This window comes from Polaribacter sp. HaHaR_3_91 (assembly GCF_019278525.1).
Taxonomy (GTDB): Bacteria; Bacteroidota; Bacteroidia; order Flavobacteriales; family Flavobacteriaceae; genus Polaribacter.
Genome location: NZ_CP058986.1, coordinates 4,111,578 through 4,131,089, shown reverse-complemented (window position 1 = coordinate 4,131,089; position 19,512 = coordinate 4,111,578). Strand labels below are relative to the sequence as shown.

Genomic DNA, 19,512 nt, shown 5'->3' with positions numbered 1-19,512 from the left:
CACTTTTTCTTTTTCATAGCAATTTTCCCACTCAATTTATTGAGTGGGTTTTTTATTTATAGTTAAAACCCAACTAAAAGGATGGTAAAGTCATAATTATCAAATATCTTTGCAAACTATTTTTATAGAATGGAATCAACAGTAATTACAGACAATAAAATATCTATGCAAGCTATAATTTCAGACTTTAAACAACTTACAAAAGTTGGTTTGTCATTAAGTGTTGTATTTTCTTCCGTTGCCGGTTATTTATTGGCTATAGATGTTGTAAATTATTTTACGCTTTTAATGTTAGCCATTGGAGGTTTTTTTATGGTTGGTGCATCAAATGCATTTAATCAAATCATAGAAAAAGATACAGACCTTATTATGAAACGTACGCAAAATAGACCTTTACCAACCGGTAGAATGTCTGTTAATGTTGCGCTTACAATTGCAATACTATTTACAGTATCTGGGTTGTCAATATTATATAGTATCAACGCTAAAACAGCTTTGTTTGGTGCTATTTCCATATTTTTATATACAAGTGTTTATACACCTTTAAAACCAGTAACACCTTTATCTGTTTTTGTTGGTGCCATTCCGGGAGCCATTCCTTTTATGTTAGGTTGGGTAGCTGCTACCAATCAATTTGGTATGGAAGCAGGTTTTTTGTTTATGATTCAGTTTTTCTGGCAGTTTCCACATTTTTGGGCTATTGGTTGGTTACAACATGAAGAGTATAAAAAAGCAGGTTTTAATATGTTGCCAATGGGGCAAAAAAATAAAGGAGCCGTAAAACAGATTATTTTTTACACAGTAATAATGATATTGGTATCGATTTCTCCAGTTTTAAAATTATCTGGAGCATTTTACATTCACCCAATAACAGCTGTAATTGTTGCTCTTTTAGGAGTATATATGTTATATTTTGGTGTTAAGTTGCATAAAAGTGAAGATAACGTTGATGCTAGAAAATTAATGTTGTCTAGTGTTTTATATATTACAGTAGTGCAAATTGTATACGTAGTTGATAAATTTTTACATTAATAATGGTAAGAGAACAGAGAATAGAAGAAGAATTAGTGATTGCTAAGAAAAAGACTGCAAAACCTATGTTATGGATTTCCATGATTAGTATGGTGATGTTTTTTGCAGGACTAACAAGTGCTTATGTAATAAGTATGGAAAGAGATGATTGGGTTACTTTTAACTTACCGCAATCATTTTATATCAGTACATTTTTAATTATTGCAAGTAGTATTACGCTTTTTTTCTCACAAAAATTCTTAAAAAATGATAAAAGACAGCTCTCTTTAGTGATGATTGTTGTTACTTTATTGTTAGGGATAGGGTTTATTTGGCAACAATATGTAGGCTTTAATCAGTTAAAAAGTGTAGGGTTATTTTTTACAGGACCAGAGAGTACTGTATCAACATCTTTTATAATAGGAATTACATTTATGCATATTTTACACCTGTTGGCAGGTGTTCTAGTGCTTTTGGTTGTTATTTATAATCATTTTAAATACAAATACAAATCAGACAATATGCTTGGGTTTGAACTAGGTGCAATCTTTTGGCATTTTGTAGATATACTATGGATTTATCTATTTTTCTTTTTCTATTTTATTAGGTGATGAAAAATAGTTATTTTTGGCAAACTAACTAAGAATTAATTAACAGAGATTATTATATGGAAGCAAATATTGCTATACCTACAGATGGTAAAGATACTTGGAATGGTGGTACACAAAAACCACTAGGAGCAAGTTATGGTAAAATGATGATGTGGTTTTTTATCGTTTCTGATGCTTTAACCTTTTCAGGGTTTTTAGCCGCTTACGGTTTAACACGATTTAAATTTATGGATTCTTGGCCTATCGCCGATGAAGTGTTTACACATTTTCCTGGTTTACATGGTGTACATGCACCAATGTATTATGTTGCATTAATGACCTTTATTCTTATTATATCTTCTGTAACAATGGTTTTAGCCGTTGATGCAGGTCATCAAATGAAACAAAAAAGAGTAGCTTGGTACATGTTTGCCACTATTATTTTTGGAGTAATTTTTATCGGTTCTCAAGCTTGGGAATGGAAAAACTTTATTAATGGTACTTATGGTGCTGTAAAAACTACAGATGGTAGACTTTTACAATTTGCAACACAAGATGGTGTTGATGCCGATGGAGAACCAATATTTCATCAAATAGCATTGTCTGATTTTGTTGTAGGAGAAAGAACAGACGGAAGAGTCTTACACGAAAGAGAAAACGGATTGTGGTTTGAGAAAGAAGAAGCGATTGCTACGTATTCTGTTGCTCAAATTCAGGAATCATACAAATCAAATCCAGACGTATTAATTCGTTCAGAATTGATTGACCCAGCAACAAAACAAAAGATCATCCTTTCTAGAGAAGAAGGAATGGCGCAGTTAGCCAAAACAAAAATGGTTGTTGAAGGAGCTAACCTAAAAGTTAATGAATATGGAAACACAAGTTTTGCAGATTTCTTTTTCTTTATCACAGGTTTTCACGGATTTCACGTACTTTCTGGAATTATCATTAATATCATTATTTTCTTTAACGTAGTACTAGGTACTTATGAGCGTAGAGGACATTATGAAATGGTAGAGAAAGTAGGGTTGTATTGGCACTTTGTAGATTTAGTTTGGGTATTTGTATTCACATTCTTCTACTTAGTATAAAAAAAAATAAAGACCTCTAGGCATTGCCTAAAAGTTCTAATTAAATTGTCTTTCCTGTGAAAGTAGGAATCTAAAATAAGATTAAAAATGGCACACGCACACGAATCAAACACAAAAAGAATCTGGATAGTTTTAGTACTATTAACACTTATAACTACTGTAGAGGTTGTATTAGGTATTATAAAACCAGCATCTTTACACCTTACTAGTATTTTAGGTACAAGTCCTTTAAACTGGATATTTATCATTTTAACATTAGTAAAGGCTTATTACATTGCATGGGCATTTATGCACTTAGAAGCAGAAAATAAATGGTTAAGACGTTCTGTAGTTTGGACCTCTGTTTTCTTAATTTGTTATTTATTAACACTTTTTTTAATAGAAGGTAATTATTTACATAGCGTTTTAGCACCACTTGTAAAATGGTAATTTAAAAATTTAAAAAGGTGGTTTTAACCACCTTTTTTTATATACAAAATATAGGTTCTTATAATCTAAGACTAACAATAAAATATCTAGAATTTCTTTATTACCAATTAAGACTTAGAAAGAACTTACCTGGGGTGATAAAAAAAAACTTTACGCTTTTTGCGGTTAATTTATAATTTTTAACAATGATGAAACTTACTAAAAAAAGAGTTGTTTTATTTTTACTTTTTATTTTCCCATTAATTTGTTTTTTAATTTTATCAACCGGAACAAATAATTTTAGCAAACTACCTGTTGTTACAAGCAATGTTGTAGATATTTCTACGTTAGATTCATCAAACACATTTAAAGGCAAGATTTCTGTTGTTTGTTTTTTAGGAAACGATATGGATTCTAATAAGGGGGGATTCTTTAATTTGAATGAGAAAATTTATAAGAAATTTATAGAATATAATCAATTTCAAATCATTGCTGTTTATCCAGAAGGAAAAGAGAATGAGGTAGCTGTTCTAAAAAAAGAAATAGGTGCTTTTACGGATATGGTAAAATGGAAATTTACAGCAGGCTCTAAAGAACAAATTAAAGCATTACACGCTGGGTTTAATTCAAATGATACATTATCTAACTTGTATACATCTAATGTTTTTTTGATTGATAAAAATGGAGATCTAAGAGGTAGAGTGAAAGATGCAGATAGTGTTGATGGAAAATTATTTGGCTATAATATGAATTCAGTTTCTGTGTTAAACGCAAAATTAAAAGATGATGTATTGGTACTTTATTACGAGTATTATGCCGCTTTTAAAGAAAATAATAAGAACAAAGCAGATAGAAAAGAAGTAGGGTTATGAACAAAAAGTATTCTTATATAGGTGTTTCATTTATTATTCTTTTATTCGGAATTTATGTTGTTAGAAACTTAGATAGCAGAATAAACGACAATGATCTTGTCCAAGAAGATAGATTGAATAAGGTTGATAAAAAAGGAACAAGCAAAAATGACTTATACACATTTAACAAAGTTCCAGATTTTGAATTTATAGATCAAAACGGAACAACTATTAGCAATAAAGATTATGAAGGCAAGGTGTATGTTGTAGAATTTTTCTTTTCTACTTGTCCAACCATTTGTCCTCTAATGAATAAGAAAATGGTAACAATTCAAGATAAATTTGCTTCCAATAATAATTTTGGAATAGCTTCTTTTTCTATAACACCAGACATTGATACTCCAGAAGTTTTAAAGGAATATGCTAAAGTGAATCAGATTACACATAAAAACTGGCACTTATTAACGGGTAAAGGGGAAGAGGTAGTGTATGATTTAGCTAATAAAGGTTTTAAACTGTTTGCAGGTAAAGGTGCTGAAGAACATGGTGGTTTTGAACATTCTGGCTTATTTGCTTTGGTAGATAAAGAAGGAAATATTAGATCTAGAAAAGACGAGTACGGTAATCCTATTATGTATTACAGAGCTTTGTCTGAACAAGGTTTTGCAGATCAGGTTAAAGAATTAAAAGAAGATATTAAAATTTTGTTGAATGAGTAATTTAGCACAAGAAAAAAAGTATAAGAAAATTATAACTGGTTTATCCATTGTAATTCCTATAGCTGTTGCAGCTTTGTTTGGTGTTAATCTAAAAGATTTAGGTTTTAATGTAGAACCGTTAACATTTTTACCTCCAATTTATGCCTCTATCAATGGCGTTACAGCTGTTCTTTTAATAGCGGCAGTTATTGCAGTTAAAAAAGGAAATATAAAATTACATGAGCAACTTAATACGGTTGCAATAGCATGTTCTCTTATTTTTCTTTTGCTTTATATTGGATATCATATGAGTTCAAATTCTACATCTTTTGGAGGAGAAGGGATTATAAAATACGTTTATTATTTTATTTTATTCACGCATATTATTTTATCAATAATTGTAATTCCTTTTGTACTCACAACTTATATGAGAGCAAAATTGGGTAATTTTCCACAACATAAAAAAATAGCCAAATTTACTTTTCCTTTATGGTTGTATGTTGCTGTTACTGGTGTAATTGTCTATTTAATGATATCTCCTTACTATGTATAAAAAAAGAGTTTTAGTATTTTTTTTGATGATGTTTTTTACATCGAAAATTTCATTTTCTCAATGTGCAATGTGTAAAGCTGTTGTAGAAAATGGAGATAGTTCTATGGCAGAAGGTATTAATAATGGAATAACCTATTTAATGGTATTTCCCTATCTTTTAGTAGGTCTTTTGCTTTTTGTAATTTATAAATATAAAAGGATAAATGAGAAATAGGATTATAAGTGTTTTTTTTTTGTAACAAATTTTACTTTTAGTCGTCTTATTTTTAACTTCAAAAGAAAAGTTATTCTTTTGTAATTACAATCTATATTATATCAACTAAAAAATAATACGTTTTGAAAACTAAATTGATCCTATTTGTAGCTTTTTTAACCACTATTACTACCTTTTCACAGAAACAATGGACACTTAAAGAATGTGTAGATCAAGCTTTAGAGAAAAATATTTCTATCCAACAAAATAAATTAAGCTTAGAGCTAGCTAAAAAAGATGTTGCTATTGCTAAGGGAAATTTTTTACCAAACTTAAACCTTTCTACTGGAGGAAGATTTAATGCAGGTTTATCTTCAGATGAAAACGGAGTATTAAAAAACACAAATAATTTTTCATCTAGTTTAAGTTTATCTGGTGGTGGAATTATTTTTAATGGTTTTAGAAATACGAACACTTATAAACAAGCTCAGTTAGGTGTAAAGTCTAGTTTGTTAGATTTAAAGAAGATAGAAAATGATATTTCTTTATTTGTTGTAAATGGTTATTTAAATATATTATTTGCTAAAGAAAATTTAAGTTCTGGTAAAGTGCAGTATGAGATTAGTAAAAAACAAATTGAAGCTGCGGAGAGTAGATTTAATTCTGGAGTTATTGCTAAAGGAGATCTTTTAAACGCGCAATCTACAGCTGCTACAGACTTACAAAATGTTATTGCACAAGAAAATGCGTTAGACTTAGCTTTGTTAAACTTAGCGCAACTATTACAAGTACCGGTTCAAAATTTCGATATTACTTCTATAGATGTTGGTACTCCTACATCAACTTTATTATTTAAAAATTCTGATGACGTATATGAAAAATCATTAGAGGAAATGCCAGAAATAGAAAGAGCTAAATTGGCAATAGAAAATGCAGATTTAAATATTGATATTTCTAAAGGAGCTTTTTTACCTACTTTATCATATTCTGTTAGTTCTGGTAATTCTTATTATCATCAGTTTAATAACTTGTTACCAAATCAAACGAACTCTTCTTTCTTTGCCCAGTTTGAAGATAGGTTACAACACGGATTAGGTGTTTCTCTTAGTATTCCTATTTTTAACAGATTTCAAACAAAAAATAGTGTCGCTAAATCGATGATTAATAAAGAGATTTCTGAAACTCAATTAGAAAGTGAAAAATTAAATTTAAAGCAAACGATAGAACAATCTTTTTTAGATGTTAAGTCTGCATTAAAAACCTACGAAGCTTCAAACATTTCTTTAGAAGCACAAAAAGAAGCTTTTAAAAATGCACAAGAACGTTATAATTACGGAACCATTACTTTGTTTGATTTTGATCAAGTAAGAACCCGTTTGGTAAATGCAGAAGCTACCATGATACGCTCTAAATACGATTATGTTTTTAAAACGAAAGTATTACAATTCTATTCTGGAGAATTGATTCTAGAATAAATAAAATAAAGATTCCTTATGAAGCCTCGCACATTTGCGAGGTTTTCTTTTTTCTATAACTTATATTTGCATAAAAATAGAACAATTGGCAATTATCCTTAACATAGAAACCGCAACCAAGAACTGCTCTGTAAGTCTTGCAAAAGACGGGCAAGTTATAGCAATAAAAGAATTGAATAATGGTAATTATTCTCATGCAGAAGTATTACACCCTTTTATTTTAGATGTATTAAATGAAGTAAATATTACTTCTACTGAAATAGATGCTGTAGCCGTTAGTAAAGGACCGGGGTCTTATACTGGTCTTAGAATTGGAGTTTCTGCCGCAAAAGGGCTTTGTTTTGCTTTTGATAAGCCTTTAATTTCTATTAAAACATTAGAATCTTTAGCATATGCTACTTCTTTAGAAAAAGGCATTATTATACCGATGTTAGATGCTAGAAGAATGGAGGTTTATGCTGCGGTTTTTAATGAAAAATATGAACAAATTAGAGATATTAAAGCAGAGATAATTGATGAAAATTCTTTTTCTGATTATTTAGAAACAAATACCGTTTACTTTTTAGGTGATGGAGCTCATAAATGTAAAGAAATAATTACCCATAAAAATGCAGTTTTTATTGATGATATGTTCCCTTCTGCGAAAGAAATGGCAAAATTATCTTATGATAAGTACAAAAAAAACGACATCGAAGATGTCGCTTATTTTGAACCATTTTACTTAAAAGATTTTGTGGTTATTCCTGAAAAGAAAAAGAAACCTACCTTTTAAAATATTATTCGTTTTTGTTGATGTTTACTCTGTGTGGATAAGGAATATCGATTCCGGCTTCATCTAAAGCTTCTTTTACCTGTTCCATAACTTCAAACTTAACTGTCCAGTAGTCTTCTTTTTTTACCCAACCTCTGGTAAAGAAATTGATAGAACTGTCTCCTAATTCAGATAAATTAACTGCAGCAGCAGGAGTTTTTAAAATTAATGGATGGTTGTTTAGAATGCCATAAAGAAGATCTTTTGTTTTCTTAATATCAGAATCATACCCTACACCAAATGTAAAATCTACACGACGAGTAGCTTCTGTACTATAGTTAACAATATTACCATTAGATAACGTTCCATTAGGAATTATAATTTCTTTATTATCTGTAGTGTTTAGTTTCGTTGTAAAGATTTCAATCTGCTTTACAGTTCCGCTTTCTCCTTGTGCTTCAATAAAATCACCTAGTTTAAAAGGTTTAAAAATCATAATTAAAACACCTCCAGCAAAATTAGCAAGAGATCCCTGTAGTGCTAAACCAACAGCTAAACCTGCTGCTGCTATAATTGCTGCAAAAGAGGTTGTTTCTACTCCTAGTTTAGAAATAACAACTATAATTAATAATATTTTTAGTACCCAACCAAGTAAATTACTTAAAAAAGTTTGAAGAGTAGTGTCAATACCACCCTTATTCATTGCCTTTTTAGCACCTTTAACAATTAGTTTTATAACTAATAAACCAATAATTAAAATAGCTAATGCTACTAATACTTTAGGCGTATATTCAATAATTAATTTTTCTAAATACTCTAAATATTTTTTCATTTTTTATCTTCTGTTTATAAATTAAATGCAAAAATAAAGGTTTCTTATTGAACAAGAAAAAGTTTAACTATAATATTAAAAGTGAAATAATGCCTAGTGCTGTTGGTATTGTTTGTACATAAAGTATGCGAATTATCTTGATAGAATAGGCACCATAAAGTCCTGCTATTGCTACGCAAGACAAAAAGAAGATTGCAACATCTACTTTTACAGCTATTAAAGACCATATTAATCCAGCAACTATAAAACCGTTATATAAACCTTGGTTTGCGGCCATGGACTTTGTTTCTTTTGCAAATTATTTGGTTTTTATAGCAAAGGCATTCATTGCTTTTTCTGAAGTCCAAACAGCCATTTCTATATAGACGATGTACATGTGGATAATAACAACCAAGCTAATAAGAATTATTTGTATTGTATTCATTGTATTGTATTCATTGTGTTGTATTGAGTAAATCGATTTAATTTGATGTGAAAAATTTAGAGTAAGTTGATTTATCTTTTAATTTATTTCTAATGTGATTTTTAAGTTTACTATAAATTCAGTAATCTCATCATTATTTACAACAGCACTTTGCGATTGTAAAAAAATAGATCTTATATTTTTTACCGATGTAAAAGGCTTCTTTTACTGTTACTCTAGTCGCTTCTTCCCAACTTTTTTAAGAAATAGCTAATACTTAGATAACCTTCATAACTGCCATCATCTTTGGTTTAAATTTATATATAGTAAATGTGTTGTTTTTATTCTTAAAACTCCAATGTTAAATTAATGTTACCAAAAGGTTGCTTAATTGTAATTTTTCACGTATATTTGAACATGTAATATAACAATAAAAAATTATCGTCATGAAAAATATACTAACACTTATAGTTCTTTGTGTAGCAACAATAGGATACGCACAAGATAGAGAAACAACTTATACCATAGAGGGAGATTTAGTGAAAGCTACTTATTATTACGAAGATGGTTCTATTAGTACTGAAGGGTACTTTAAAGATAAAAAATTAACAGGTCAATGGACTCGTTTTGATAAAAACGGAAACAAAACTCAAATTGCCAAATACAATGATGGCAAAAAAGTAGGAAAGTGGTTTGTTTGGAATGATGAATCTTTAAAAGAAATTAATTATAATAACAATGCAATTGTTAGCGTAAATTTATGGAAACATGAAGCTAAATTAGCTGCTAATAAATAATTTTTATTTTTGTTTAGCCAATTAACGGGCTATTGAAACTCCAAAAAAGTAATTTTTTGGAGTTTTTTTATGGACTAACTACACTTGGTTATTTATTAAAACGTTTTCGGTTCTAAATTAGAACTGTTTTAATATACTTTGTTAGTTTTAAATATAAGAATGGAGTATCTACTATTATTTTTTATTCCAGTTTCTTTAATGAGATTGTTATGCTAAGTATCTTTACATCAGGTTATTTTAAGTACTTTCTGAACCAGTTTATTACTTTTTCATTTCTAATATTACGGTGAGTATTTAATCCATGGTCGCCATTTTCAACAATTTGAAAGTCAAACTCCTTATTCAGTCTTTTCATTTCTTTAATCATCAGTTCTGCATTTATGGGCTTTACTTTCCAATCATCTGATCCATGTAAAATAAGCGTTGGTTCATTGATCTCATTTACCCATTTTATTGGAGACCTATAGTCATACTCCTTTTTAAAATTGATAGTGTCACCAATTAATTCTTTTAATACTTTTTCATACATTTCTGGACGAGTATCAAAATCAAGTCTTAGATCCGTTGGGGCACCAACAACTGCAATGGCTTTAATTTCATCGGTTAATCTCGAAATTTGGTATGCATTTAGACCTCCTCTAGATATTCCGAATACTCCAATATTTTGATTAGAATATTTGAGGGATTTATTGATTTCAATAAGTTTAAGGATATCATTTAAATCTTTTCCTCCAAATTCATCTTTTCCTTCACTGTGCATATTTCCTCTTAATTGAGAAGACAGTACTATAAAACCATTTGATGATAAGTATTGTTGATATATTAAACTTTTAGTCGTAAAAGTACCAAAATCTCTATTACCTCCTCTGTTATAAATTATGGTAGGATATTTCTGTAAATCTTTTGGTATTGTTAGAAAACCAGTTATTTCAAGACCATTTGATTTGTAACGTATTTTATAAGTTTCAGTAGGTAATTTAAAATCGTTATTTGTTTTAATCAGATATTGGTAGTTTATTAAAGGTGAGAAGTTTTCTGTTTTTTTAATTTCTTGGTTACAGCTATATAAAAGTAGAGTTGAAAATATTAATATTAAGTAAGTTTTCATATTTAATTTGCTATAATTTATGAATATTATAAGACATTAAAAAAGTTTAAGGCATAAAAAAACGTTTAGAGTTTTAACTCTAAACGTTTTTTTATATAATGTATTATAAATTACTCTACAATTAAAGTAAAAGGAATACTATATTTTACTCCTACTGGCTTACCTCTTTGTCTACCTGGTTTCATTTTAGGTAATTGTTTCATTACGCTAATAACTTCACTTTTAATTTTTGGGTGTGGAGCTCTTGCATTAACATCAACAATATTACCGTTTTTATCAATTTTGAAACCGATAAATACTCTTTTTCTACCAGAAGATAATCCTAATTCGTTTGGTAAATTTGCATCAAACTTTCTAGAGAAGTGCTTTTGTACCATTTTACTAAAACAAGCTTTTAACTCGTTTTTACTTCCTTTACATCCAGGAAATACAGGTACATCTTCAATAATCATAAAACTTACATCTTCTACAACTTCTTCAACTTCTTGAATTTCTACAATTTCTTCAACCTCTACAGCTTCGGTTTCATCTGTTTCAGTAGATTCGATTACAGTTTCTTCAACTTCTTCCTCATCCTCTACAATTTCTATTTTTTCTGGTGCTGGAGGTGGTGGAGTTTTTGGTTTAATAGGTTCTATTTTTTCAGTAATAACTGTTTCTTCTTCCATATCAGCATTCATGCTCACTGTACCTAAGTCTCCAATAACTTTATCATAAGTTTTGTTTTCTATAGCTGCGTAAGTTACAAATAGTGCTAAAACCAAACCTATTTGCATAAAAATTTTACTGTAATTTTCTAAATTTGATTTCGGGTTTTTTTTAATTTCCATTGTAAAGAGTTTTTAATAGTTCGCTAATTTAATTAAATTATTGGTTTATATACAAGTCTTAGTATGAATTAACTGTAATTTTTTTCAAAATTTGATTAAAAATAATAAAACCTAAGAGAATACCTACTGTATTTGCTATTGCATCTTTATAATCTCCTGTTCTATATGTAGTTAATGTCTGTTGTAAAACTTCAATAATTATGCCAAAAAAAATACAACAAATAACAATCACATATTTTAGAGTTGGTTTTCTATAAAAAGAGAATAACCAAGTTACAGAAAGTGTAAAGTAGGCAATAAGATGATATATTTTATCAACGTTATTGATACCAGTTTCTATCTTAGGCATTCTCCTTAAACTCAAATAAGCAATTGTAATTGTTATGAATATCGCAATGATAAAAAGGTTATCCTTCAATAAGCTCTTGATACGCTGCAGCATCCAATAAATCATTTATTTGTGAACTATCTGATATTTTAATTTTAATCATCCAACCTTTTCCATAAGGGTCTGAGTTTACCAATTCTGGCTCCTCTTCTAATTCTTCATTAAATTCTATTACTTCTCCTGATAAAGGCATAAATAAGTCTGAAACTGTTTTAACAGCTTCTACAGAGCCAAAAACGTCTCCTTCTTCTACAGTATCGTCTAAAGTATCTACATCTACATAAACAATGTCTCCTAATTCTCCTTGTGCAAATTCTGTAATTCCTACAGTTGCTACGTCTCCTTCAACCTTAATCCACTCGTGGTCTTTAGTATACTTTAATTCTGATGGTAAATTCATTTTTTTAAATAGTTTTTGTTGTTATGTTTAATTTCCTCCTAAGTTATAAATAATATTAAATCCTCCATTAATCGCTTGTCTAGGAAAAGTGGTAGAGATTGCATATCTAGATGTTTGATGGTTGTAATAGAATGATGCGGTTAAACTATTACTTAATCTATAATCTGCGGTAAATTTAATAGAAAAAAGTTTTTGTCCACCACTAATTTGATCATTATCTTCATCTACAGATCTAATTTGTGTAATATTATCTCTTAAAGACACATCTGCTCTTAAATTGACATCTCCTTTTAGTGTTTGTTTCTTTCCTGTAAAACGAGTATTGAATTTTACGTCTTCAAAAACATATCCCATTCCAAATATAAATTCTGTTCCAGAAATATCTGTTAAGGTGCTGTTATTAAAATTCATAGTAAGCGTTCTGTCACTTTTTATTTCTCCTCTTAAAGAGAATGAGTTTCTCATTTTCATATCTAGTTTAATTAGTGGAGAAAATTCATCTACTAAAGTAACTGCAGATACTAATAATTCTGATTCATAATTGTTGGCAGCATTTATATTTGCGTACGGGTTATTGGCATCATACTGTAAGTTATTGGTAAAACTAGATACAGTGTAAGAAGATCTATAACCATGTGAAACTACAAAATTACTGAAGTTTTTCTTGAAGAAATTAAACTTCATTAAACCATTGTAACGCAATGTCCAATTAGGTATAGGGATATCTCTAAAAAGACCGGTATTTACTTTATCTGGACTTTTACCAGAATAAGCAGCTACAAATGCAGGTAATAAAACTTGCTGACTATTGGCTCCAAAACCACTTGCAGGTACTAAATTTTCTGTAGCTAATCTGTTTGAAATTATACTTCTATAATCTCTTAAATTCTGAAATAAAACATCTCCGTCTGTAAATGCAGTAGAAATCATAGAGTAACTGGTACTAAAGTTTCCCGTTTCAAAGAAAGGGGTATTTTCAAATTCATTGCTGCCAGATACAAGGTCTAGTTGCTGAGAGAGATCTCTTGTTTGTATTTTATTACCTCTAACATCTATATTTAAATCCTTTATTGGCTTTAATGTAAATGTGTAATCTAATTTATTGTAATGTGTTTTGCTGTAAGTTTTACTATAATATTCTTCTCCATTGTTTCGAGACACAAACCAACCTTGTTCTAAAGCTTTATTTCTAATATCTACTTGGCTACCAAAAGCAAAAGAAGTAGGAGCACCTCCTAAAAAACCAACATCTTCTGTATACCCTGGTAATAATTGACCATTGTTTTCTGAATAACTTATCTTCCCTTGTTTTACCGAAGTTAGAACGTCATAAGTACCTTTTAAGATCTTTTTACCGATAGATAATTTTTTGTTTTGCTTAACTCTACCAGGAGTTCTTGGTAAACCAGTACCTTGATCTCCTTTTGCACTTTTACGTTGATTTTTAGTCAATAATAATTTTTCGAAACCAAGCCCTTTGTAAAAAGCATCAAAATTAATAGTGGTATTTAAATTGTGTGTATTTGCATTTTGTATCGTGTTTCCTATTAAGTTTACAGAAGGGACATCAACACCATTAACGTCTATCGTATTTTGAGGAGCTGCTTGCCAGTCAAAATCTGCAGTATATGCATAGTCTGCTTTTATAAACTTTAAAAAAGGAATTTTATCGATAGGTAAATTATACGTTCCGTTTAATGCTTGATGGTAATGATTTGCTCTTCCGGTATTAAAAAAGTCATCAAAAACCTGTATTTCATCATTGCTACCAAAAGTATCGTAAATATAACTGTTGGTTGCATTAAAGTTTACTTGTAACGATTTTGTTAAATCGAAACCGATGGTATAATCCCAATCGAATAAAAATCTACGTTGTTTTAATTCTGGTTGAGCGGATAAACCTGAAACTAAATTTCTAGATTGTTGTTCGTTATAATTTCTGTTGATACTAGAATTAATTGCAAAAGTTTTAGGGATTGGATTAAAATTAAAGTCTTTTATAAGCTGCCAATATTTATTTCTAAAAATAGAATCATTATTTTTAAATGGTTCAAATGGTTTAGAATCGAAACTAAAATTATAAGATGCAGAAGCTCTTACACTTTCGTTAATACGTTTTTTAATGTTGTAATTTCGTTGATATTCTTTGTTATGAGCATAAGAAACAGCTACGTTTTCTACATCATAAAACTTAGGTTTTTTTGTAGAATTAGGATTTCTATTCTTCTTAACGTTTGTAAAGCTAATGCTTGTTCTTTTGGTATAATCTCTAGAAAACTCACTATTTTCATTTTCACCTAAAGCATCTGCTAATTCTACGTCTTGAAACTGAGGATCGTATTTTGGATCTATATAAAGTTCACCAATACTATAACTCATTGGCAATTGAATTCCCCATTTTTTAGGAGTTAATACTTTACCTAAATTTATAGTAGTAGCAACATCATATTGTTTTGTTTCATCTAAACTACGTTGTCCTACTCTGTCTTCTACATTACCAAAACCAACGGTAGACATACTACCAGATAAAGATACATTTGCTACATCTGCAAAATTTGCATCTGCATTTAGTACAGCTGCCCATCCACCTTCATTATCAAAACCAGAAGAACGCAACTCATTAAACCAAACCTCACCACTAATTGGCGATGTTGTTTTGTTTTTTACTCCTAAAACAATTGTTTTTAATTCTGCTAAAGTTGGGTTTCCTTTTACTGAAATTGTATACGGTATTTCGGTATCTTGCTCAATAGAAGTATAGATGTCTGTAATGGCAACACCAGCTCTGTCTCTTTCTAATTTTACCAATCCAAAAGTTTCTAGAAAAGCATCTAAATTATTTGCTTCTGGCCAAATATCTAAAGCAGAAGTACCATTTTGAGATACTTTTAAAGGGAGTTCTATTTGATAAAAGTTATCATCTAAATCTGTACCTAATCTTATAACTGCAGAAAAATCATTGTCATTAATAGCAAGAGCTCCTTCATTTTTTTGAAGGTGCATAAACATTTTTAAATTTTTAAATCGTCTTAAATCAATGCTTATGTTTTTATAAATGGCTCTGGTTTCGTTTGCAGGTAAATTATTTACTTTTAAGGTTACAGATTGTTCATTTTGTAATTGTACGCTTGTACTACCTTGTAATTGCTCTCTTTCTATTCCTGGAGGCTGAATGTAGCTTCCTTCATTTTGCTCTATACTTACAACACCAACTTCAAAATCTTTTAATTCATTTTCATCTAAATCTTCTGGTGTAGAAATAGATTCGTCTAATGTTTTTGTATAACGTCTCCAGTCTCCACGTACCAAATCTAACTCTCCAAAACGAAGTACTACTGGTATTTTAAAACTAGTTAAAAACATTCTAACAAAACGAATACTATTAAAGTCTGAAATACCATTTACAGGTGTTCCGCTTCTAATAGGTACTCTAAATTGATACCAAGTTGTTGTTTGGTTTGCTCCGTTTTCTAAAGTTACATCTGTTGTTTTTTTATCAACAATAAAATTCTTTCCAACAACCAAATCATTTCTATTCATAGAAACTTTATACTCGTAGTAACTTTCTACGGTATTCATGGTCTGATCTTTATTAATATCTTCTACATCTGGGTAGGTTGTAGATGAAGTAGGGTAGCTTTCTGTAGATTGATTTAAGGTTGGAGAATTTCCTTGTGTATTGTTGTAATCTTTGTACCTAGTAATTATAGAAGCACGATTTGCGTCTAACTCACTACCTCTAAAATATTGAAAATTATCTGATGCAGGATCATTAGGGTTTAATTTACTAAAGTTAGGAAGAGTTGTACTGTACTTCGCAAATTCTTCAGCATCATTTAAACCATTATATCCAAGATCTTGGTTTGCTCTAGACTCATCATTTTCATCAAAAGCATAAATTATAGATGAGTTTGTTGGTACTTTTCCCCAAGTTGTTTCTGCGGTATTTATTTCTCCACCAGTTTCTGGTAAACCGTTTTCAAACATTTTACGACTATCTTTTAAGATGTCTTCAGAAACATTACCTAAGTTTATGTATAAATCTCCAATTTGGTTTGATGGATCTTCCGGATTCATGCCTATAGGTAAACCTTCTGTCTCGGTAATGGAATAATTTTCATAAGGATCCATTACCCAAAACTGTACATATTCAACATTTGCTTGATCAAAATTGTTGGTTGTTAAAGCTCTCATAACTCCCGCCCATCTATTTTGTGGGTCAGAGAAAGTTCCGTCTGCTTTCACATTAATACCTGTATCAAAATTATAAGAACCTCTTTCAGATGGAAAATAAGCTAAATCTAAAGTTCTTATTACTGAGTTCTGTGTAATATCTAACTGCACATTAGGGAATAATTCCCTATAATTAATCTGTCTTGTTTCTGCTCTAGAAAGTTCTGCTGCATTAATATTTGATGGTGTATCTCCAGCTCCGTAGAAAATTTGGTCTACATTATACCATGCCAATTTTCCTCTTTGGTAATTGTAAGATAAATCTTCTTGATCTCCATTAAAACCTGTGAAAAATTTTGGAGTACTTGCCTCATGCCAATCTAATGGTGATAAGATACTAATTGGTATTTGAGAAGCTTCAAAATCATCTATATAAGAAGTTGCAGTACCCGCTACATCAATACCACTTGGCGTTCCTGGAAGCAAATATGCCATATCTGCCCTAACCGATAAATTAGAAGGTACATCTGTGTCTACAAAAGGTAATTTATTTGCCAATTTTGTAAAATAAGGAACCTCTGTAGTGTAATCTATATTTGCCCCAAACATGGTATTGTTTATTGGGTCTGAACCAAAATTAACTTTTGGAGTAATAGGTCTTTCATTTACATTTAAAATGGTGGCACCAATAATAAATTTATCTGAAAACTTATGTTCAACATCAACCCCCATAAAGGTTTTACGTTGTTGATTAAACACCGCGTTGTTTTCTGTAGAAACACTAATTGGAGTTCCAGAAGCTTGCAAGCCAGTGTCTATAATTTGCACACGACCCAATTGATAATCTACCACATAATCTACACCTTCTACCAATTGTCTACCTCCTGCAGTTACTGTAACCGACCCTCTTGGTACGTTAAATGCTCCAATTGGTATTCCTCCAGAATTTTCGGATTTAAAATATCCTTTTAAGAAATACTTGTCTTTATTTTGATAGTTGTTTTGTGCGTTTATTTTGGTGTTTAAATAAAGTTCTTTAAATAAATAATTGTTATCTACCGTTTCATCTAAACCAACATCATTGGTGTTCTGTTGAACTAAATCATTACCAAAAGGTTCTGGTTCTGGGAAAAAGATAAATCCGTTTTGAGAATTTACGGTAATACCTTCTACATAATCAAAATATCCGTCTGGAGTTCTATATTGACTTTGGTCTAATTGGTCTAACTTAAAAACCTGTATTAATGGTAGGTTAGGTATGCCTGCTGTATTTGCATTTTGTAAAACATTAGAAGAAATACCTGTTTGGTCATCTCTGTATTGAATTTCGAAATAGAAACCATCTTGAGATAAAGGAAAAGTACCTAATGCATACACGTTCTTCATCATTAAACGCCATGTAGGAAAAGATTCTGTAATAGTAGCACCATTAACAACTCTCTCTCTGTTAGTTTTTAAGATTTCACTACGTAATAATTTTACAGCTAGAGTTTGTGGAGCTTGAATACCATCGTTAGAAAATTCACCTACTTTAAAAGAAGTTTTTGTACTTCCAGAAACGCCACCTGCAATTGTATATTCATAAGCAACCGCTAAAACTTCACCATCGTTTAACCTTCTATTTAAAGAAATAAAACCTAATTGAGAGTTTAACGTAAACTCACTAGTGTTTAATTTTCTTGCATTTTCTAATACAGAATAGTCTGTGCCCTCACTCATGTTGTAAGGTTGTAAAGTACTATTTACGGTAGAAATATTTCTAATACCACTAGTTGTCGTTAGTAAATTAGATAAATTATTCGATTCGTTTGTTGGGATATTTCCACCTGTAGTTGTTGGCGGACTTGTTGGCTGTACTTCTCCTGTTTGATTTACCAAAACATCCGTATTAGATTCTCCTATATCTGCTAGAGCTACAATACTTCTATAATCTTCTGTACTAGAGCTTGTATTGGTAATCCAAACTTCTGCTCTTGTAATACTAACCTGACTATTAATTAAAGGATAGTTTTTAAGAGAGTTTGCGTAGTTATCTATAAAATATTGTGATAAGAAAAAGTGACGATCATTATCATAATCCGTAGCCTTTAATTGAAATTCTTGTATAGAAGCACCACCTTCTGCAACAGTTGTGGTACTTTCTGAGTTTTGTTGAGAGAAAACAGCGGTTATATTAGTGTTCCCAAATTTTAATTGTGTTTTTACCCCAAAAAGACTTTGAGCTCCGTTTATTAAAGAGTTTTTAATAGGCATAGAAACATTACCTGCTTCTATTCCTTGTAAAATATCATCTTCTGTTGGCTCGTACCCAATTTTTACTAAATTCTGAAAATCGAAAGTAGATTGTGTGTCGTAATTTGCTGTGAAATCTAAACGTGTACCTACTTGTGCACGAATACTTGCATTAATTTGTTGATCAAAATCAAACGTAAAACTACTTCTGTTTTCTTCGGATAATTGTGGGTTTTCTGTATTCTGATAAATAAAACCGAGCTTTAAATTTAAGCTTCCAGTAGGTGTTACTTTAATTTCACTCCCTCCAAAAATAGTTTTAAATAAGTCAGATTTTACATAATATGTTGGTAGTAGATCTTTTTGAGCTTCTTTAGATCCTTTTTTGTTAGAGTTCGTAGCACTTACTTTGTCTTTGTAATATTGCGTCATATCTCGTTTTAAACGATAATCTGCGTATTCTCTTTGTGTAAGATAAATGGGGGTTTTGGTGTAGTAATCACCTATTTTTTCGAAAATTACATACCTGTTTAAATCTTTATCAAAAATAATTTCTTTCTCTGCCAGATAATCTAAAAATAAACCACCAGTTTGCTCTTTTTTAAAGTTATATCTTAAGTCTAGAGTATCTTTTTTTACTGTTATGGAATCTGTATCCTTATCTGTTTGCGCATAAGAGGTGTTTGCTATGAAAGCAAAAGCAAGAAATAAAAATATTTTTTTCAAAA

Annotated in this window: 20 protein-coding genes; 11 read left to right on the top strand and 9 right to left on the bottom strand. The window is 30.2% G+C overall.

The features are described 5' to 3' along the window. Positions 1 to 129: 129 nt before the first annotated feature. The 10 genes from cyoE to tsaB all read left to right on the top strand — a co-directional run bounded on the left by cyoE (position 130) and on the right by tsaB (position 7,642). Positions 130 to 1,032, top strand: coding sequence for a heme o synthase (gene cyoE / locus H0I27_RS17245; protein WP_218731858.1), 903 nt, complete (start codon positions 130 to 132; stop codon positions 1,030 to 1,032). Between the two features lie 2 nt (positions 1,033 to 1,034). Beyond that, positions 1,035 to 1,622 (top strand): cytochrome c oxidase subunit 3, encoded by a 588-nt coding sequence (locus tag H0I27_RS17240; protein ID WP_218731857.1) that lies wholly within the window; start codon positions 1,035 to 1,037, stop codon positions 1,620 to 1,622. A gap of 56 nt (positions 1,623 to 1,678) precedes the next feature. Continuing rightward, on the top strand, positions 1,679 to 2,692 hold the full coding sequence (locus H0I27_RS17235; RefSeq protein ID WP_218731856.1) for a cytochrome c oxidase subunit 3: 1,014 nt from the start codon (positions 1,679 to 1,681) through the stop codon (positions 2,690 to 2,692). Between the two features lie 87 nt (positions 2,693 to 2,779). Beyond that, on the top strand, positions 2,780 to 3,121 hold the full coding sequence (locus H0I27_RS17230) for a cytochrome C oxidase subunit IV family protein (protein ID WP_165731605.1): 342 nt from the start codon (positions 2,780 to 2,782) through the stop codon (positions 3,119 to 3,121). A 185-nt stretch (positions 3,122 to 3,306) separates the two neighbouring features. After that, positions 3,307 to 3,972 carry a hypothetical protein gene (locus tag H0I27_RS17225; protein ID WP_218731855.1) on the top strand — a complete coding sequence of 222 codons (666 nt, stop codon included), beginning with the start codon at positions 3,307 to 3,309 and terminating at the stop codon, positions 3,970 to 3,972. After that, positions 3,969 to 4,670, top strand: a complete 702-nt coding sequence (locus tag H0I27_RS17220; protein WP_218731854.1) for an SCO family protein — start codon at positions 3,969 to 3,971, stop codon at positions 4,668 to 4,670. Before H0I27_RS17225 ends, H0I27_RS17220 begins: the two co-directional genes overlap by 4 nt. Next, the gene (locus H0I27_RS17215; RefSeq protein ID WP_218731853.1) at positions 4,663 to 5,202 is read left to right on the top strand and encodes a DUF420 domain-containing protein; all 540 of its coding nucleotides are present in this window, start codon (positions 4,663 to 4,665) and stop codon (positions 5,200 to 5,202) included. Before H0I27_RS17220 ends, H0I27_RS17215 begins: the two co-directional genes overlap by 8 nt. Before the next feature lie 28 nt (positions 5,203 to 5,230). Then, on the top strand, positions 5,231 to 5,416 hold the full coding sequence (locus tag H0I27_RS17210; protein ID WP_254713175.1) for a hypothetical protein: 186 nt from the start codon (positions 5,231 to 5,233) through the stop codon (positions 5,414 to 5,416). A 122-nt stretch (positions 5,417 to 5,538) separates the two neighbouring features. Next, positions 5,539 to 6,870: a TolC family protein gene (locus H0I27_RS17205; protein WP_218731851.1), complete on the top strand. Its 1,332-nt coding sequence runs from the start codon at positions 5,539 to 5,541 to the stop codon at positions 6,868 to 6,870. Between the two features lie 85 nt (positions 6,871 to 6,955). Then, positions 6,956 to 7,642 (top strand): tRNA (adenosine(37)-N6)-threonylcarbamoyltransferase complex dimerization subunit type 1 TsaB, encoded by a 687-nt coding sequence (tsaB, locus tag H0I27_RS17200; protein ID WP_218731850.1) that lies wholly within the window; start codon positions 6,956 to 6,958, stop codon positions 7,640 to 7,642. 4 nt (positions 7,643 to 7,646) lie between these two features. On the opposite strand, the gene H0I27_RS17195 is transcribed toward tsaB, so the two are convergent. From H0I27_RS17195 to H0I27_RS17785, 4 genes are all read right to left on the bottom strand, one after another. Then, the gene (locus tag H0I27_RS17195; protein WP_218731849.1) at positions 7,647 to 8,453 is read right to left on the bottom strand and encodes a mechanosensitive ion channel family protein; all 807 of its coding nucleotides are present in this window, start codon (positions 8,451 to 8,453) and stop codon (positions 7,647 to 7,649) included. Positions 8,454 to 8,520: 67 nt separating this feature from the next. Next, a complete protein-coding gene (locus tag H0I27_RS17695) occupies positions 8,521 to 8,730 on the bottom strand; it encodes a DUF1304 domain-containing protein (RefSeq protein WP_254713109.1) in 210 nt (69 codons plus the stop codon). 21 nt (positions 8,731 to 8,751) lie between these two features. Then, positions 8,752 to 8,877 (bottom strand): DUF1304 family protein, encoded by a 126-nt coding sequence (locus tag H0I27_RS17690; RefSeq protein WP_254713108.1) that lies wholly within the window; start codon positions 8,875 to 8,877, stop codon positions 8,752 to 8,754. Positions 8,878 to 8,955: 78 nt separating this feature from the next. Further along, positions 8,956 to 9,045: a hypothetical protein gene (locus H0I27_RS17785; protein ID WP_368407328.1), complete on the bottom strand. Its 90-nt coding sequence runs from the start codon at positions 9,043 to 9,045 to the stop codon at positions 8,956 to 8,958. A gap of 257 nt (positions 9,046 to 9,302) precedes the next feature. On the opposite strand from H0I27_RS17785, the gene H0I27_RS17180 reads away from it, so the two are divergent. Then, entirely contained in the window at positions 9,303 to 9,653 is a 351-nt protein-coding gene (locus H0I27_RS17180; protein ID WP_218731848.1) for a toxin-antitoxin system YwqK family antitoxin, read from the top strand. A gap of 232 nt (positions 9,654 to 9,885) precedes the next feature. Here the strand turns inward: H0I27_RS17180 and H0I27_RS17175 are convergent, their stop codons facing one another. From H0I27_RS17175 to sprA, 5 genes are all read right to left on the bottom strand, one after another. Further along, on the bottom strand, positions 9,886 to 10,761 hold the full coding sequence (locus H0I27_RS17175) for a S9 family peptidase (RefSeq protein ID WP_218731847.1): 876 nt from the start codon (positions 10,759 to 10,761) through the stop codon (positions 9,886 to 9,888). Positions 10,762 to 10,871: 110 nt separating this feature from the next. Then, a complete protein-coding gene (locus H0I27_RS17170; protein ID WP_218731846.1) occupies positions 10,872 to 11,591 on the bottom strand; it encodes an energy transducer TonB in 720 nt (239 codons plus the stop codon). Between the two features lie 58 nt (positions 11,592 to 11,649). Beyond that, the gene (locus H0I27_RS17165; protein ID WP_254712703.1) at positions 11,650 to 11,940 is read right to left on the bottom strand and encodes a VanZ family protein; all 291 of its coding nucleotides are present in this window, start codon (positions 11,938 to 11,940) and stop codon (positions 11,650 to 11,652) included. A gap of 58 nt (positions 11,941 to 11,998) precedes the next feature. Continuing rightward, positions 11,999 to 12,379, bottom strand: a complete 381-nt coding sequence (gene gcvH / locus H0I27_RS17160; protein WP_218731845.1) for a glycine cleavage system protein GcvH — start codon at positions 12,377 to 12,379, stop codon at positions 11,999 to 12,001. A gap of 27 nt (positions 12,380 to 12,406) precedes the next feature. Next, entirely contained in the window at positions 12,407 to 19,510 is a 7,104-nt protein-coding gene (sprA, locus tag H0I27_RS17155) for a cell surface protein SprA (RefSeq protein WP_254713107.1), read from the bottom strand. Positions 19,511 to 19,512: the final 2 nt, after the last annotated feature.

Bases quoted from the DNA above. Each gene is read 5' to 3' on its own strand.
- H0I27_RS17165 (WP_254712703.1), bottom strand. From the start codon at position 11,940: ATGCCTAAGATAGAAACTGGTATCAATAACGTTGATAAAATATATCAT.
- H0I27_RS17235 (WP_218731856.1), top strand. From the start codon at position 1,679: ATGGAAGCAAATATTGCTATACCTACAGATGGTAAAGATACTTGGAAT.
- H0I27_RS17240 (WP_218731857.1), top strand. From the start codon at position 1,035: ATGGTAAGAGAACAGAGAATAGAAGAAGAATTAGTGATTGCTAAGAAA.
- H0I27_RS17175 (WP_218731847.1), bottom strand. From the start codon at position 10,761: ATGAAAACTTACTTAATATTAATATTTTCAACTCTACTTTTATATAGC.
- H0I27_RS17170 (WP_218731846.1), bottom strand. From the start codon at position 11,591: ATGGAAATTAAAAAAAACCCGAAATCAAATTTAGAAAATTACAGTAAA.
- H0I27_RS17210 (WP_254713175.1), top strand. From the start codon at position 5,231: ATGTTTTTTACATCGAAAATTTCATTTTCTCAATGTGCAATGTGTAAA.
- H0I27_RS17695 (WP_254713109.1), bottom strand. From the start codon at position 8,730: ATGGCCGCAAACCAAGGTTTATATAACGGTTTTATAGTTGCTGGATTA.
- H0I27_RS17230 (WP_165731605.1), top strand. From the start codon at position 2,780: ATGGCACACGCACACGAATCAAACACAAAAAGAATCTGGATAGTTTTA.
- H0I27_RS17690 (WP_254713108.1), bottom strand. From the start codon at position 8,877: ATGAATACAATACAAATAATTCTTATTAGCTTGGTTGTTATTATCCAC.
- H0I27_RS17195 (WP_218731849.1), bottom strand. From the start codon at position 8,453: ATGAAAAAATATTTAGAGTATTTAGAAAAATTAATTATTGAATATACG.
- H0I27_RS17220 (WP_218731854.1), top strand. From the start codon at position 3,969: ATGAACAAAAAGTATTCTTATATAGGTGTTTCATTTATTATTCTTTTA.
- H0I27_RS17180 (WP_218731848.1), top strand. From the start codon at position 9,303: ATGAAAAATATACTAACACTTATAGTTCTTTGTGTAGCAACAATAGGA.
- H0I27_RS17215 (WP_218731853.1), top strand. From the start codon at position 4,663: ATGAGTAATTTAGCACAAGAAAAAAAGTATAAGAAAATTATAACTGGT.
- cyoE (WP_218731858.1), top strand. From the start codon at position 130: ATGGAATCAACAGTAATTACAGACAATAAAATATCTATGCAAGCTATA.
- gcvH (WP_218731845.1), bottom strand. From the start codon at position 12,379: ATGAATTTACCATCAGAATTAAAGTATACTAAAGACCACGAGTGGATT.
- H0I27_RS17225 (WP_218731855.1), top strand. From the start codon at position 3,307: ATGATGAAACTTACTAAAAAAAGAGTTGTTTTATTTTTACTTTTTATT.